The organism is Paenibacillus graminis, from assembly GCF_000758705.1.
GTDB lineage: Bacteria > Bacillota > Bacilli > Paenibacillales > Paenibacillaceae > Paenibacillus_AQ > Paenibacillus_AQ graminis.
Genome location: NZ_CP009287.1, coordinates 22092 through 36825 on the forward strand (window position 1 = coordinate 22092; position 14734 = coordinate 36825).

Annotated in this window: 16 protein-coding genes and 1 riboswitch; of the genes, 15 read left to right on the forward strand and 1 reads right to left on the reverse strand. The window is 49.9% G+C overall.

Going from position 1 to position 14734, the window contains the following annotated elements; genetic code table 11:
• Window positions 1–12 precede the first annotated feature (12 nt).
• The 5 genes from holB (at window position 13) to rsmI (ending at window position 4086) form a co-directional block, all read left to right on the forward strand.
• Window positions 13–987, forward strand: a complete 975-nt coding sequence (gene holB, locus PGRAT_RS00100; protein ID WP_025706633.1) for a DNA polymerase III subunit delta' — start codon at window positions 13–15, stop codon at window positions 985–987.
• Window positions 988–1126: 139 nt separating this feature from the next.
• Window positions 1127–1927, forward strand: coding sequence for a PSP1 domain-containing protein (locus PGRAT_RS00105; RefSeq protein WP_025706634.1), 801 nt, complete (start codon window positions 1127–1129; stop codon window positions 1925–1927).
• Between the two features lie 30 nt (window positions 1928–1957).
• Window positions 1958–2323: an initiation-control protein YabA gene (locus PGRAT_RS00110; protein ID WP_025706635.1), complete on the forward strand. Its 366-nt coding sequence runs from the start codon at window positions 1958–1960 to the stop codon at window positions 2321–2323.
• A gap of 96 nt (window positions 2324–2419) precedes the next feature.
• Window positions 2420–3193, forward strand: coding sequence for a tRNA1(Val) (adenine(37)-N6)-methyltransferase (locus PGRAT_RS00115; RefSeq protein WP_025706636.1), 774 nt, complete (start codon window positions 2420–2422; stop codon window positions 3191–3193).
• A complete protein-coding gene (gene rsmI, locus PGRAT_RS00120; RefSeq protein ID WP_025706637.1) occupies window positions 3190–4086 on the forward strand; it encodes a 16S rRNA (cytidine(1402)-2'-O)-methyltransferase in 897 nt (298 codons plus the stop codon). The genes PGRAT_RS00115 and rsmI overlap by 4 nt, the downstream gene beginning before the upstream one ends.
• A gap of 604 nt (window positions 4087–4690) precedes the next feature.
• On the opposite strand, the gene PGRAT_RS00125 is transcribed toward rsmI, so the two are convergent.
• Window positions 4691–4945, reverse strand: a complete 255-nt coding sequence (locus PGRAT_RS00125; RefSeq protein ID WP_020427913.1) for an AbrB/MazE/SpoVT family DNA-binding domain-containing protein — start codon at window positions 4943–4945, stop codon at window positions 4691–4693.
• Window positions 4946–5252: 307 nt separating this feature from the next.
• Between PGRAT_RS00125 and PGRAT_RS00130 the strand changes: the two genes are divergently transcribed.
• From PGRAT_RS00130 to purR, 10 genes are all read left to right on the forward strand, one after another.
• Window positions 5253–6536, forward strand: coding sequence for an HD domain-containing protein (locus tag PGRAT_RS00130; protein ID WP_025706639.1), 1284 nt, complete (start codon window positions 5253–5255; stop codon window positions 6534–6536).
• A 54-nt stretch (window positions 6537–6590) separates the two neighbouring features.
• Window positions 6591–7361: a TatD family hydrolase gene (locus PGRAT_RS00135; protein WP_025706640.1), complete on the forward strand. Its 771-nt coding sequence runs from the start codon at window positions 6591–6593 to the stop codon at window positions 7359–7361.
• 199 nt (window positions 7362–7560) lie between these two features.
• Window positions 7561–7776: riboswitch (cyclic di-AMP (ydaO/yuaA leader) on the forward strand.
• Window positions 7777–8066: 290 nt separating this feature from the next.
• A complete protein-coding gene (locus tag PGRAT_RS00140; protein ID WP_025706641.1) occupies window positions 8067–9227 on the forward strand; it encodes a resuscitation-promoting factor in 1161 nt (386 codons plus the stop codon).
• Window positions 9228–9407: 180 nt separating this feature from the next.
• Window positions 9408–9959 carry a ribonuclease M5 gene (gene rnmV, locus PGRAT_RS00145; RefSeq protein ID WP_025706642.1) on the forward strand — a complete coding sequence of 184 codons (552 nt, stop codon included), beginning with the start codon at window positions 9408–9410 and terminating at the stop codon, window positions 9957–9959.
• Entirely contained in the window at window positions 9956–10840 is an 885-nt protein-coding gene (gene rsmA, locus PGRAT_RS00150) for a 16S rRNA (adenine(1518)-N(6)/adenine(1519)-N(6))-dimethyltransferase RsmA (protein ID WP_025706643.1), read from the forward strand. Before rnmV ends, rsmA begins: the two co-directional genes overlap by 4 nt.
• Before the next feature lie 70 nt (window positions 10841–10910).
• Window positions 10911–11813: a sporulation peptidase YabG gene (gene yabG / locus PGRAT_RS00155; protein WP_042265804.1), complete on the forward strand. Its 903-nt coding sequence runs from the start codon at window positions 10911–10913 to the stop codon at window positions 11811–11813.
• 249 nt (window positions 11814–12062) lie between these two features.
• Window positions 12063–12338 carry a biofilm formation stimulator Veg gene (gene veg / locus PGRAT_RS00160; protein WP_019914493.1) on the forward strand — a complete coding sequence of 92 codons (276 nt, stop codon included), beginning with the start codon at window positions 12063–12065 and terminating at the stop codon, window positions 12336–12338.
• 130 nt (window positions 12339–12468) lie between these two features.
• A complete protein-coding gene (locus tag PGRAT_RS00165) occupies window positions 12469–12645 on the forward strand; it encodes a small, acid-soluble spore protein, alpha/beta type (RefSeq protein WP_025705055.1) in 177 nt (58 codons plus the stop codon).
• Between the two features lie 256 nt (window positions 12646–12901).
• Window positions 12902–13756 (forward strand): 4-(cytidine 5'-diphospho)-2-C-methyl-D-erythritol kinase, encoded by an 855-nt coding sequence (gene ispE, locus PGRAT_RS00170; RefSeq protein WP_020425828.1) that lies wholly within the window; start codon window positions 12902–12904, stop codon window positions 13754–13756.
• A gap of 105 nt (window positions 13757–13861) precedes the next feature.
• Window positions 13862–14689 carry a pur operon repressor gene (purR, locus tag PGRAT_RS00175; protein ID WP_025705056.1) on the forward strand — a complete coding sequence of 276 codons (828 nt, stop codon included), beginning with the start codon at window positions 13862–13864 and terminating at the stop codon, window positions 14687–14689.
• Window positions 14690–14734 lie beyond the last annotated feature (45 nt).

Genomic DNA, 14734 nt, shown 5'->3' on the forward strand with positions numbered 1-14734 from the left:
TTGGAGGAATGTATGTCTTTTCATGATATATTAGGCCAGGAGGATGCCAAACGGCTGCTTCAAAACGCGCTGCGCAAAGATGCCGTGAGCCATGCCTATCTGTTCACGGGTCCATCCGGTAGCGGCCAGATGAAGACGGCGCTAATGTTCGCGCAGGCTATATTTTGTACCACCTGTGAAGATGATGCCTGCGGAGAATGTCTCGAATGCCGCAAGGTGGAGCATGGCAATCATCCGGATTTATCGCTGCTGAAGCCTGATGGGGCAAGCATCAAAATCGATCAGATCCGTGAGCTGCAGCGTATGTTCTCATACCGCTCAGAGGGCGTGAATCCGAAGGTGTATATTATAGAAGGAGCGGACAGAATGACGGTGCAGGCCGCGAACAGCCTGCTTAAGTTTCTGGAGGAGCCCCCGGCACCTGCGGTGGGTATTCTCATTTCCGACAACAGCAGTTCCCTGCTGCCGACAATCCAGTCAAGAACTCAGCGCATTCCTTTCAGTCCGCTGCATCCGGACATTATGCTCCAGGCACTGTCCAGCGAGGGGGTTCCGGTGCCACTGGCACGGTGTGCGGTATCACTGACTTCGGGACTTGATGGTTGCAGGGAACTTTTGGCACAGAATTGGTTTGCAGAAATGAGAAATCTAGTGTTACAATTAGCGAAGGAGTCTTTGGGCAAGGGCAGTTCCGCGGTAGCAACCGCCGGGCAGAAGCTGTTCAAGTCCGGGCTCGGTGAACATTTGGATATCCTGTTCGGTATGTTCCACTTATGGTTCAAAGATATGCTTTACTTCCTGTACCGAAAGCACGAAAGTATCGTTTTCATAGATCAGTTAGACTTCATTTCCAGACATGCCCGTCAACGAAGCACGGAGCAATGGGTGGCTTATATGGAATTTGCTGCAGAGAGCAAGGGGAAGCTGCGTTCCAACGCCAATGCCCAGTTGTGTCTGGAGCAATTCCTAATCCGACTGGAAAGTTAAGGGTTAGTTTTGATATATCCTCCGGATCAACGCTTCAGCCTGGAAGTACGGGTTTAACGGATGAGGAAGGACAAGCATGGATACCAGGGAGCGGACTTGCTTAAGGGTTCCTTTTACCGGCAAACAAGGGGGTTAATTTTTGTACAGCGTAGTAGGTGTCCGCTTCAAAAAAGCGGGTAAAATATATTATTTTGATCCGCTTGATTTTCCGATTGAACGCGACCAGTGCGTAATTGTGGAGACAGCAAGAGGGGTCGAATACGGTAAAGTTGTCGTAGGGAAAAAAGAGGTTGAGGAAGCTGATGTGGTATTGCCTCTCAAAAAAGTCATGCGGATTGCCGGTGAAACGGATGCACGTGTGGTGGAAGAGAACAAAGGTGCCGCAAAGGATGCTTTTACCACCTGTTTAAATAAAATCCGCGATCATGGCCTCAAAATGAAGCTCGTGGATGTAGAATTTACGTTTGACCGCAACAAGATCATCTTTTATTTCACCGCTGAAGGAAGAGTCGATTTCCGTGAGCTGGTCAAGGATTTGGCAAGCATTTTCCGTACCCGAATCGAGCTCCGGCAGATAGGGGTGCGTGATGAAGCCAAGATGCTCGGCGGACTGGGGCCATGCGGACGTGTGCTCTGCTGTTCCTCCTGGCTTGGCGACTTCGAGCCGGTATCCATTAAGATGGCCAAGGATCAGAACCTTTCGCTGAATCCCACAAAGATTTCCGGTCTTTGCGGAAGACTCATGTGTTGCTTGAAATTTGAGCATGATAATTACGAAAGTACGAAGGAAGAAATGCCGGCGGTGGGTAAGCTTGTCGTAACCTCGTTAGGGGATGGTAAGGTTGTAGGCATCAATACCGGAAGCCGTACAGTTCATGTGCAGTTGTTTGAAGTGGGCAAAGTTAAGGAACTTCCAATGGATGATGTTGTCGTCAAGTAAACCATATAAGGTTACTTTCGGGGTGGAAACTTGGAGAAGATGAATATTTTTGCACACATGCAGGAGATGGAAGCGCAGATGGAAAGCATGCGCGCTAGTCTCGGAGAATGGAAGTTGACGGTTAAAGAATTAATGGAAGCCAACCAAAGGCTGAGTCTGGAGAATGAACAGCTCCGCAAAATACTGAAGCGGGAAGCGCCATTGGACCCTGCTGCCCATTCTGCAGAAGCGGAGGCTCTTTTGGCCGCAAGTGAGGGGGTAGAGGAGGTTGTCGGGGAAGGTTATGACAATCTGGCGCGGCTCTATCATGAAGGTTTTCACATCTGCAATGTCTATTTTGGGCATTTGCGTACTGAGGGTGACTGCCTGTTCTGTCTTTCGTTTCTTAATAAATGAGGAAATCCAGCCGTAGGAGATTTACGCCTACGGTTTTTTTTGAATTTAGAGGAGTTTATGCTCTGAAGCATGTGTGATTCCAAGAAGGAGAATATAATGATGAATTCTTATAACGATGGCCCAGTTCCGCTGCATCCTGCCGAGCGGGTGGACGATTTATTGACGCATGATTTGCGGATTATCCAAAGCGACGAGGTATTCAGCTTTTCAATGGATGCTGTATTGCTTGCACGCTTCGCCAGTGTTCCACCTCGGGGCAGAGTACTTGATTTATGTACAGGCAACGGCGTGATCCCAATGCTGCTGACCACACGGACCAAGGCTTCTATAGAAGGTATCGAAATCCAGCCCCGTCTGGCGGATATGGCCCGCCGAAGCGTATTAATGAATAACCTTACGGAACGGGTAACCATCCATGAGGGGGATTTGCGTGAGCTGCACCTTACAGCAGGATACGGTGTATACGATGCCATATCCGTCAATCCTCCTTACATGCCGCTGAACGGAAGCGATCTTAAGCTGAATAGCCATCAGGCTATGGCCCGCCATGAGCTGGGCTGTACCCTGGAGGAAGTGATTCAGGCCTGTGTCCGGCTGGTCCGTACTGGCGGCAAGGTAAGTATGGTCCACAAACCACAGCGTCTGGTGGATATCATCAGTCTAATGAGACAATATAGACTTGAACCCAAGCTGATCCGTTTTGTTCATCCGCGTGCCCATTTGGAGGCCAATATGGTGTTGATTGAAGCTGCCCGTGACGGCAAGCCTGAAGCGCGTTTGCAGCCCCCGCTGATCGTATATAATGAGGACAATCAATATTGTCCGGAAATTCTGGATATCTACTATGGAGCTAAAGAGGGTAAATTATGACAATCTTGTGTCAAAGCAGCTTTCAAAATAAGAATCAGCAAGCAGGAACTGGCTCATTGTATCTGGTGGGGACCCCCATTGGCAATTTGGAGGATATGACCTACCGCGCTGTCCGTACCTTGCAGGAATGTGAGATTATTGCCGCCGAGGATACGCGGATGACCCGCAAATTACTCAGTCACTTTGAAATCACACCATCGATGCTGTTCAGCTATCATGAGCATAACAAGGCCGCGAGCGGGCCCGAACTGATACGCTATATAATAGAAGGTAAAAATTTGGCACTCGTCAGCGATGCCGGCCTGCCGGCCATTTCTGACCCTGGAGCCGACCTCGTGGCGCTAGCGGTCAGCCACGGCATTCCCGTGATTCCGATCCCTGGAGCCAACGCAGCATTGTCTGCTTTGATTGCTTCCGGTTTGCCCACAACCAGCTTCACTTTCATTGGTTTTCTGCCCAGGGAGCGTAAAGATATCCGTAGTGTGCTGTCAGGTCTTCGTTCCGCGCAAGGGACCTTATTGTTCTATGAATCACCGCACCGCGTGTCTAAAACATTAGCCCACCTGCAGGAGGCATTCGGCAACCGTCGGATTGTACTCGCCCGTGAGCTGACTAAGCGTTATGAGGAATTTCTTCGCGGCACTATTGAGGAGTGCCTGGTCTGGCTGTCGGAGCATCCACCGCTGGGGGAGTATGTGATCGTGCTGGAGGGTGAAAGCAAGGAGGAGGCTGAGCTTGCTGAATCCTCATGGTGGCGTGAACTGAGTATCGAGGAGCATGTAACCCACTATGAAACTTCCGGGCTGGCCCGTAAGGACGCTATGAAAAAAGCTGCGTCGGATCGCGGCTTGGCCAAACGTGATATTTATAATGCTCTTCTGGAGAAGGAATAAGCAACATATTCAAGAGATAACTGCACATTATACATTTGCTTCGACTTCTATCTGGTATGAAATAACTGTATAGAATGCAGATATCCAAATCTACCAATGCTAAGTGGGTTGAGCCCAGTGTGACTTGTTACGCGTAGTCAAGCGATTCCCAACGGGAGAGCGCTCCAATGCACCTGAAACCGCTCACCCGCCAGTAACCAGCGAGCACCAACGTCACAGGAAAGTGCTGCTGTAGAGCGATTCACGCAGGTAGAGCGGCTTCTGCGCCCCTCGTTGCCCGTGAGCGCCTTGCGCAGCTGCCATAGAAGCGCGAAGCCTATGGCGGAACCCTTCTCATGACAAGGCCCCGAGGGCTTGCCCGAAAAAGGGCCGGTCCTCCGCCAACCGCTGCTTCCTTACGCGCATCCCCACAGTTAGACAAGCTTCCGGGTGTCCAGAGGGCGGGAGCCCTTGGGGCCCTCCCTGTAGGGAGGGTTTGGGAGGGGAAAAACCTTGGGAGGGTAAAAACGCATAAAAAATACCCCCCGCAAACACGGGAGGCCAAGGAGATATAAAAAAGGTTAGAATTAACAATTGGATTAGTTCCTATTATAACCGATTTGTTTTAATTTGTCACAGGGGTAGGGATGGCAGAAATACAATCGTGACAAACAATTTTTCCTTTGAAGTAGGTTACATTCTCAGCATTGCCGCAGAAGATGCAAGCAGGCTCGTATTTTTTCAGCATGATCCGCTCACCGTCCACGTAAATTTCGAGCGCATCTTTTTCTCCAATGCCCAGTGTGCGGCGCAATTCGATTGGAATAACAACCCGTCCTAGCTCGTCGACTTTTCTTACAATTCCTGTTGATTTCATCATTTCAATCGTTGCTCCTCTCAATGTTCAAAAGCGTCATTATTCGACATTGTTCACCGTTTTATGATACTTATAATACCAACCATTCCCAAAACAGTCAACCTTTTTTGTGGTTAATTTTAAGGGGATTTTGAAAAAAAACTTTTGTACCGCTTATAATCAACTCAAATGACAAGAAAAAGGCCTGAAAAGGAATTTGTCGATTTGTAAATCGTTAAAACGCCATCATTCGACAAAGTACGACAATATATACTATTATAACCGTTATTTCAACCGATTCCTAATCCTAAAATTTGAAGGAGTTGATTTTATGAAGCAGCTGCTGACAGAAGAAAAGGTTTTTAAAGACCCGGTTCACAATTATATTCATGTCCAGGACACCATGATCTGGCGATTAATCAATACCATGGAATTTCAGCGTCTGCGGCGGATCCGCCAGCTCGGCACTTCTTATCTGACTTTTCATGGAGCGGAGCACAGCCGTTTTTCCCATTCATTGGGTGTCTATGAAATTACGCGGAGAATCATCTCCCAATTTGAACGCAGCGGTTATAAGGATTGGATGCCGGAGGAAAGTCTGCTGACTTTATGTGCAGCGCTCCTGCATGATTTGGGGCATGGCCCCTTCTCCCATTCTATAGAAGAAGCTTTTGAAATGAATCATGAGGACTGGACCTGCAGAATCATACAGGAGAACACGGAAATTACAGCAATTTTACGCGAAGTAGGCGAGGATTTCCCTCAAAAGGTTGCATCTGTGATTGCCAAAACGTATGAACATGAGATCGTTGTCAACCTGGTGTCAGGCCCTCTGGATGCAGATCGTATGGATTATTTGCTGCGGGATGCGTATTATACTGGGGTGAACTATGGGACGATCGATATTGACCGTATTCTGAGAATGCTGCGACCCTATAATGGCCGTGTTGTCGTAAAAGAATCGGGTATGCACGCCATTGAGGATTACTTGATGTCACGTTACCAGATGTATTGGCAGGTTTATTTCCATCCCGTTACGCGCAGCTCGGAAATTATTTTAAGGCAGATTTTCCGGAGGGCGAAAGAGCTTTTCCAGGAGGGGTACTCTTTCCGGTTTATGATCAATCCGCTCAGCGATTTATTCGGTGGAGAGATTAATGTAGAACAATATTTACTCCTGGACGAGGCTTTGGTTCAGACAGCCTTTATGCAGTGGACGCTGGAAGACGATAACATACTGGCTAACTTATGCAGCCGTTTTATTCATCGTAAACTGTATAAATATGTGGAGATGGACCATCTTGATTCAGAGACCATTGACGAAATCCGCCGCAGTTTTGCCGGTGCCGGACTGCATCCGGATTATGACCTGGAAATCGATTATCCGACAGATCTGCCTTACGATGTTTTCCGTCCGGGAGAGGGGTTTGACAGCAAGCAGATTTTGCTGCTTGACCGCCATGACAAGCTGCGTGAAATCTCTGAGGTATCTGATATAGTGCGCTCGATCAGCGGCATCCACCGGGGCAGGTATCACCTGTATTTTCCGCAGGATAAGCTGCAGGAGGCACTGACCCGGCTTCCTGGTTCCATTGGCGAGATCTTTGCAAAATAATACAAAAATTTCTGGAATTCATCATAGAAATCAATCCTGAAAGGATGGTATTGCATGCGCTTATTCGACACACATACTCATCTGGATGCCCCACAATTCGACGACGATCGTGAGGAGGTCATTGCCCGCGCGTTAGAGGCTGGAGTCACCAAGATGATTAACATTGGATTTAACCGGGATACGATTCCAACGACAATGAAATTGGCAGAGACTTATGATTATATTTATGCAGCTGTCGGCTGGCATCCCGTAGACGCTATTGACATGAAAGAGGGGGATATGGACTGGATCGCTTCCCTGTGCAGCCATAAAAAGGTGGTGGCCATTGGAGAAATCGGACTGGATTATTATTGGGATACATCCCCAAAAGAGGTACAGCACGAGGTATTCCGCAAACAGATCGGTTTGGCCCGTGAACTAAAAATGCCTATCTGTATTCATAATCGGGATGCCCACGAGGATGTAATCCGGATATTGCGTGAAGAGAAGGCGAATGAAATCGGCGGTGTGATGCACTCCTTCTCCGGCAGCTGGGAAACGGCCAAAATGTGTCTTGATTTGGGCTTTCATTTGTCCTTCGGGGGACCTGTAACTTTTAAGAATGCGAGGGTGCCAAAAGAGGTGCTCGCTCAGACTCCAATGGACCGGCTTTTGATCGAAACTGACTCCCCATATTTGACGCCGCACCCCTTCCGCGGGAAGCGAAATGAGAGTGCTTATGTGAAGCTTGTGGCTGAGGCTGCTGCGGAAATAAAAGGGATTGATTTACAGGAATTAGCTGAAATTACGTATGCGAACGCCCTGGAACGATTTGGAATTGTCTGAAAACGGGAGAAAATGCGGTGAAAAAAGAAGTATAGCCGATATATTAAACTTTTTTAACATAAAAACAGCTGATTATTACAATATTTTAATCATTTTTTTGCGTAAACGTGGTTGAATGCTCCTTTACAACATGCATCAAAACAGGATATCATCTTTTCAGTGAAGTGAGCTGTTGTTACTGTGACAGTCACCAAATTCATGGATCGTCTCGCTGAGTCTCCGTATGGAGAACGGGGGAACCAATGATGCTCTGCCGCATAGTGCACACAGAAATGCCGCAGACGTTATTTGATTTCTTTACGTGGTCTTTGGGGTGAATTTGAGGGCAACCGCCGTGAGCGGGTGACCTGAGATAGGGCGTCTCTCTTATGCCCGAACCCGACAGCTAACCCCGTAAGCGCAAGTAAGAGAGGAAACCTCGTGCATAAACATTCCCGCGTATTCTGACACCCGGAGAGCCACGAAAGAGTCCTCTGTGAACTCTTTTCGGGCTTTTTTTGTTTTTGAATAATGCGGATGTTCCCGGCATACTGTTATATAACAGGTATCTGGAGTAGCTATGCCGAGCAGGCGATCCATGAGCAGGAAACGCTAAAGCAATGCGGGCGTATCCTGTGCAATCTCAAACCTAGTTTCGTCAGAAGTGATGAAGTCACCTTTGTTATACAACTTGGACGACGGGGCTATGTAAGGAGGATGGAGAGAGTGGGCGTATTCCAACCAGAAGTATCCCATGATTCGCAATCATCCAGCAGGTCTTTCGCATTTCGGTGGAAGCAAGTGAATTCTCGCGTACTTTCGCTTGCAGGCGCGGCCTCAATTGTTATCGCGCTGGTAATTCTGCTGTACGTACACGGTCAAAGCATTAAAGAAATAACTTTAGTAATAGACGGGAAGGTACAAACGCTTGAGACGCGGGATGCGCTGCTCGGCGATGTGCTGGCCAAGGAACAAATTTCGCTGCAGCCGCATGATGCTTTATCTATTGGCCTTAGTGATGAAATAAAGGACGGAGACCGTGTCGTCATCAACCGTGCGCAGGCGATTAAGATCACTACGGATGGGACCACCAAAACGTTGTACACGACCGAAGATACAATCGGTCAGGCGATTGACAAACTGGGCATTGGCCTGGAAAGCTATGACAAGATTTACCCTTCGCTAGGCACCGCAGTTTCTGCAGACATGGAAGTCAAAATTGTTCGGGTTAACAAGCAAGTGGTACAGCGGACAACAGCTTTGCCTTTCCGAGTCATTAAAACCGCAGACCCCTCCCTGACCAAGGGAACGGTGAGAGTTGCACAAGCGGGCAAACCGGGCGTAATGATCCAGCACATCGAGAAAATCTACCGAGATGGCGAGCTGGCATCCATGCGTATGGTCGGCAAGGAAGTACAGGCGGTCACCAAAGACAAAATCATTGCCATTGGTACCAAACCGCTTCCCAAAGCTGTTGTAGCCACTACCGTAACTTCTAAATCAACAACAACTTCTAAAACATCCAAAGTGAGCGCAAAAAGCAACAATGTTGCCAGTAAAGCAGGCGTAGATTTTGAGTACAAGAAAATTATCAGAAATGTATCCATGACGGCCTATTCATCGGAAGAGCCTGGTATTGGCAACCGTACGGCTTCCGGCACACGCGTAACGGAAGGCCGGACCATTGCTGTGGATCCGAGCGTAATCCCTATCGGCTGGTGGGTGTACATTGAGGGACTTGGGTTTCGCCGTGCAGAGGATACCGGCGGTGCCATTAAAGGCAACAAGGTGGATGTGTATTATGATTCACTGAGCCATGCCCGTAACTTTGGCCGGAAATCACGCACGATCTATGTGATAGGGCCTGTGAAGCCAGAACTGAACTAAGTGGCAGATACTTTGCAAATTAGCGGTTTATAGGATATAGTGAGGGTAGCACTTAAGGAATTCTCAGGAATCTGAACGTGAAATTACAGAGCTGCCGCTCATCACTTATACATTCTTTAGCCAAAAGGAAGGGGAGCGAATCCTCTTCTTTTTGCGTTGCAGAGTAAGGAGTACAAAAAAATGATCAAAGAATTAATCGTTGTGGAAGGCAAAAGCGACACCGTTGCCATAAAACGGGCTGTTGAGGCCGATACTATCGAGACCGGCGGATCGGCAGTCGACCGCAAAGTCATCGCCAAGATAGCGCTCGCTATGGAACGCAGAGGGGTCATTATACTTACTGATCCTGACCATGCCGGTGAACGGATCCGGAAGATCGTCTCTTCCAAGGTGCCGGGCTGCAAGCATGCGTTTATCCCCGAGAAGGATGCTACCCGAAAAGGGGATATTGGTGTGGAAAATGCCTCACCGGAGGCAATCCGCCATGCGCTTAAGCATGTGCATACCTCTTTTGAGGGTGCACCGGCCCTGATTGGGTTAGAAGACCTTATGGCTGCAGGGATGATGGTGCATCCACGGGCAGCAGAACGGAGAATGGCGCTTGGCAATCTGCTCGGGATCGGCTACTGCAACGGCAAGCAATTATACAAGCGGCTGGCGATGTTCGGCATTACACGGGAGGAATTTTCGATTGCTCTCGCGCAAATTGATCAGGGAGGCATTACCTCATGAGCGGCAACAACAATATCTCATCCCCGGCACGCACCAAGGAAATCATTCAGCGGTACGGGTTCTCATTCAAGAAAAGCCTGGGCCAGAACTTTCTGATTGACCAGAATATTCTGGATAAGATTGTGGATGCTGCAGGCCTGGATCAAGCTGCCGGTGCATTGGAGATTGGACCCGGCATTGGCGCTTTGACCGAAAGGCTGGCTGCTGCAGCCGGAGCAGTAACGGCAGTAGAGATCGACCGGAGGCTGATTCCGATTCTGCGGGATGTTCTGGCGGCCTATCCGCATGTGAAAATTCGTAACGATGATGTGCTGAAGGTGAACCTGCGGGAACTGTTTGCCGAGGATTTTGCCGCAGTGGAGAGGGTCAGTGTAGTGGCCAATTTGCCTTATTATGTGACCACACCCATACTCATGAAGCTGCTGGAAGAGAAGCTGCCCCTGGATAACATCGTTGTGATGATCCAGAAGGAGGTTGCTGAGCGTATGGCAGCTTCCCCGGGCGGCAAGGAATATGGCAGTCTCAGCATCGCCGTGCAGTACTACAGTGAGCCTGAATTGGTCTGTATCGTACCGCGTACGGTATTTATTCCACAGCCTAACGTGGAGTCGGCGGTTATCCGTCTTAAGGTGAGAGAGCGTCCGCCGGTAGAGGTTGCGGATGAAAAGCATTTCTTTGAGGTCGTGCAGGCTTCCTTCACCCAGCGGCGCAAGACGATTGCGAACAACCTCAAGGCACGGTTCTTTCCGGAAGAGGGACGCGAGCGGCTGGAGTCCCTGCTCGCTGAAGCCGAAATAGAGCCAAGCCGCCGCGGGGAAACACTAAGCCTGGCGGAGTACGCCCGGTTAAGCGCTGTGCTCCTTGCTGCCGGGATTGTTTAAGCCAAATCACCGCCGATTAAGAACCAACCGGGGCCTTTGCCCATACGATGGGATAGAGGTGGTGTTTGAAATGAATTTAGGAGACTTGGTCGTTCGTAAATCTTACGGTGGCGATGTAACATTCCGGGTGGAGAATATCGTGCAGAATGGGGCCGTAATCAAAGGCACTGAATTCCGCCTGTTGGCGGATGCCCCCCTGGACGACTTGGTTCAGGTGCCTCCCACCCGTATTACGGAGCGGGGACAGCAGGCGCAGATTAAAGCAAAGGAATCGCTGACCAAACTGCGTAAAGACCGGCAGGAGCAGAGCCAGCGCAGCGGAGAGAGCCTCTCCGGGGTATGGCCCCAGTCCCCCAAGGAAGCGGCATACTTTGAGGTACCGGGAAAAGTGCTGCACCTCGATGGTGATGCCCTTTACTTGAAGAAGAGCCTTAGTCTATACGAGCAGCTGCGGATCCCAGCAGAGGGTCATCATATCCACGAATCAAAGATGGCCGAAACGCTATACCGGCTGCTGCCGCGTGTGCGTCCGGATATTGTCGTGATTACCGGACATGACGGGGTGCTTAAGCAGCAGCATACTTACGATCTCTACAGCCTGAACAGCTATAAAAATTCGCAGAACTTCGTCACCGCGATTCAGGTTGCAAGGGAATATGAGCGCAACTTTGATACGCTGACGATTGTGGCGGGAGCCTGCCAGTCGCATTTTGAAGCACTGCTGGGTGCAGGGGCTAACTTTGCCAGCTCCCCCGGAAGAATATTAATTCATGCCCTGGATCCGGTATATATAGCGGCAAAAGCATCCTTTACCTCTATACGGGACTCTGTCAGCCTGGGGGACGTATTGAATAATACCATCAGCGGCAGCCAGGGTATGGGCGGAATCGAGACCCGTGGGAGCTTTCGCATTGGGATGCCCCGCCTGCAGAACCTGTCTACCCTGAAGGTAGCACCCTCGGTAATGATGTAGCGTCCGGTCAACGGAATAAACATCTAGGAAAGTCCCACTTTGGTGGGGCTTTTTTGTTTAAGGGCGGTTCATGGGGGTCACCCTACTTAGTTTGACTGTTACCGCTAACAAGGGATTAAAGCCAGCATTGGTTTCCGCTAAAAAAATTCCGTTGACAACGTTTTTATCATCATCTATAATTATTTATTTAATTTGACAATGGTTATAGAAAGTTGTATAATGGACAAGGAAAGAGGTGGTCGTCAGGCAATGGCTAATAATGCGCTGTTGGAAATTAAACGCAGTCTCGAAGCTCACGTCGGTCATAAGATCACGTTGCGTGCAAACGGTGGCCGTCGGAAGACCGTTGAACGCACCGGTGTCCTGGAAGAAACGTACCCTTCTGTATTTATAGTCAAACTGGATCAGGAGCAGCAAACCTTCAAGCGAGTCTCCTACAGCTATGCTGACATCCTTACTGAATCTGTGGAAATCACAGTTTGTGAAGATGATGGGCAGATGCGGATTATGTATATTAAAGCTTAATGGTTTTTGGGCAGTCTCCCGCGAGGGAGGCTGCTTTTTGTTTTTATTCCCTGAATGGCCGCCGCGTCTTGGCAGCATACTAAAGCAGCAACAATCTCGTCATCCATCTTTTTAAGGGGGAATTCCGTTAATGAGCCGCAGAAAACGGGGCGTGATGTCAGAAGAGCTGAAGACGGAGCTGGCCAAGGAACTGGGTTTTTATGAGACAGTAGAACGCGATGGCTGGGGCGGAATCCGGGCGAAAGATGCAGGCAATATGGTGAAAAGGGCTATCCAGCTCGCCGAGGAGGCAGCGCGGAGGTCGTAATAGGTTTTGCAGGAAAAAGTTGGACGAGGGGGTGTTGCCAGGACGGCAGCACCCTTTTCGGCATGGGCCGAACTTTTGTGAAAATATAAGGATTTATATGTTTTCACTTCATCAGCCGTCCTTATATTTCCCGCTGAAACTGGACCGTCCTTAAAAAAAGGACGGCAAACCTTTTCTACTTGATGGACTTCGTTACGAGTTTCTCATATAATATGTTAAGTTGTTTTTACGGGAAAAGTGAAGGTGGGTGAACGCCTTGAAAATGTATGAAAAAGCGCCGGCCAAAATCAATCTGATGCTGGATGTGCTGAGCAAGCGCGCCGATGGTTTTCATGAGGTGGAAATGATAATGACCATGGTCGATCTGGCAGACCGTTTGGAGCTGTCCGAGCTGAAGCGGGATTCCATTATTATCTCAAGCCAGGCCGGGTATATCCCGCTGGATGAGAAGAATCTGGCTTTCCAGGCGGCCAGGCTTATTAAAGACCGTTATAACGTGAAGAGTGGCGTACATATCCATCTGGACAAAAGAATCCCGGTCGCTGCCGGCCTCGCCGGCGGCAGCAGTGATGCCGCGGCTACGCTGCGCGGCCTGAACCGGCTCTGGCGCCTGGGCATCCCGGCACAGGAACTGCAGGAACTGGGCGCCGAGCTGGGCTCGGACGTCCCGTTCTGCGTCACGGGCGGCACTGCCCTGGCCACGGGCAGAGGCGAACGGCTGACTCCGATCCAGAGTCCGCCGCAGTGCTGGGTCGTCCTGGCCAAGCCGCCGATCAATGTATCGACGGCTGAGGTGTACGGACGCGTACGCGCGAACAGCATAGCGGTGCATCCGTCTGCGTCCCGGATGCAGGCTGCCATCGAAGCAGGCGACTTCGCGGCCGTCTGCGCGGGCCTAGGCAACGTGCTGGAGGATGTGACACTGAAGCTGCACCCGGAGGTGCAGCAGCTGAAGGAAGCCATGGTGAAGCTGGGCGCCGACGGGGTGCTCATGTCCGGCAGCGGGCCAACGGTGTTCGGCCTTGTGTCGAAACAATCCAAGGTAGCCAGAATCTATAACGGACTGCGCGGGTTTTGCAAAGAAGTATACGCTGTACGTTCACTAAGCTAAGTGAACGCAGTCCTGAAAGTGCTTGGAAAGATTACTGTGCTTGTATAAATCCGTACAAAAGTGATATTATTTTTAATAATATTCGGTTTTGGCGAGGAGCATTCCGTGAAAAAACTTAAAAGAAGCCAACGTTTGGTAGATATGACCCAATTTTTGCTTGAGAAACCGCATGATCTATTGCCGCTGTCTACATTTGCAGACCGTTACGGAGCGGCAAAGTCATCCATCAGTGAAGATTTGGCTATTATAAAAGAGGTATTTGAAGGCGAAGGCATGGGAGAATTGCAGACACTGGCCGGTGCAGCCGGGGGAGTACGCTATATCCCGCGGATGCCTACTGACATGGCCCTTGCCTTCGTGGACGGCCTGTGCGGGCAGCTTGAACAAAGTGACCGGATCCTGCCTGGCGGTTATTTGTATATGTCTGATTTGCTCGGTCTTCCATCCTTAATGGAGCAGGCTGGCAAAATCATCGCAACAGCCTTCTACGGTGTGGAGATTGATGTGGTAATGACAGTAGAGACGAAGGGGATTCCTCTGGCTTATGCCACGGCTGCGCAGCTGGGACTGCCGGTAGTGCTGGTGCGCCGCGACCATCAGGTTACAGAAGGCTCGGCGGTAAGCATTAACTATGTCTCGGGATCGCATAAGAGCATTCACACCATGTCATTGTCCAGACGGGCGCTTAGAGAGAAGTCCAGAGTGCTGATTGTGGATGACTTCATGAAGGCCGGCGGCACTGTACGCGGTATGGTTGATCTGCTGGGCGAATTTAATGCCGAGGTTGCCGGTGTCGGGGTACTGGTAGAATCCGGCGCAGTTGAGAATGAGGAACGTCTGCTGCATGACTATGTCTCACTGGTAAAGCTAAGCGAAGTCGATTCCAAAGGACGGCGGATAACTGCACATCCGGGGAATTATTTCGTTTTCTAGCCGGCAGATAACCCCAATTTACGGGATAGGCTAAAATGTCGAATC

Bases quoted from the DNA above. Each gene is read 5' to 3' on its own strand.
- holB (WP_025706633.1), top strand. From the start codon at position 13: ATGTCTTTTCATGATATATTAGGCCAGGAGGATGCCAAACGGCTGCTT.
- PGRAT_RS00115 (WP_025706636.1), top strand. From the start codon at position 2,420: ATGATGAATTCTTATAACGATGGCCCAGTTCCGCTGCATCCTGCCGAG.
- rsmI (WP_025706637.1), top strand. From the start codon at position 3,190: ATGACAATCTTGTGTCAAAGCAGCTTTCAAAATAAGAATCAGCAAGCA.
- PGRAT_RS00125 (WP_020427913.1), bottom strand. From the start codon at position 4,945: ATGATGAAATCAACAGGAATTGTAAGAAAAGTCGACGAGCTAGGACGG.
- PGRAT_RS00130 (WP_025706639.1), top strand. From the start codon at position 5,253: ATGAAGCAGCTGCTGACAGAAGAAAAGGTTTTTAAAGACCCGGTTCAC.
- PGRAT_RS00135 (WP_025706640.1), top strand. From the start codon at position 6,591: ATGCGCTTATTCGACACACATACTCATCTGGATGCCCCACAATTCGAC.
- rnmV (WP_025706642.1), top strand. From the start codon at position 9,408: ATGATCAAAGAATTAATCGTTGTGGAAGGCAAAAGCGACACCGTTGCC.
- rsmA (WP_025706643.1), top strand. From the start codon at position 9,956: ATGAGCGGCAACAACAATATCTCATCCCCGGCACGCACCAAGGAAATC.
- yabG (WP_042265804.1), top strand. From the start codon at position 10,911: ATGAATTTAGGAGACTTGGTCGTTCGTAAATCTTACGGTGGCGATGTA.
- veg (WP_019914493.1), top strand. From the start codon at position 12,063: ATGGCTAATAATGCGCTGTTGGAAATTAAACGCAGTCTCGAAGCTCAC.
- PGRAT_RS00165 (WP_025705055.1), top strand. From the start codon at position 12,469: ATGAGCCGCAGAAAACGGGGCGTGATGTCAGAAGAGCTGAAGACGGAG.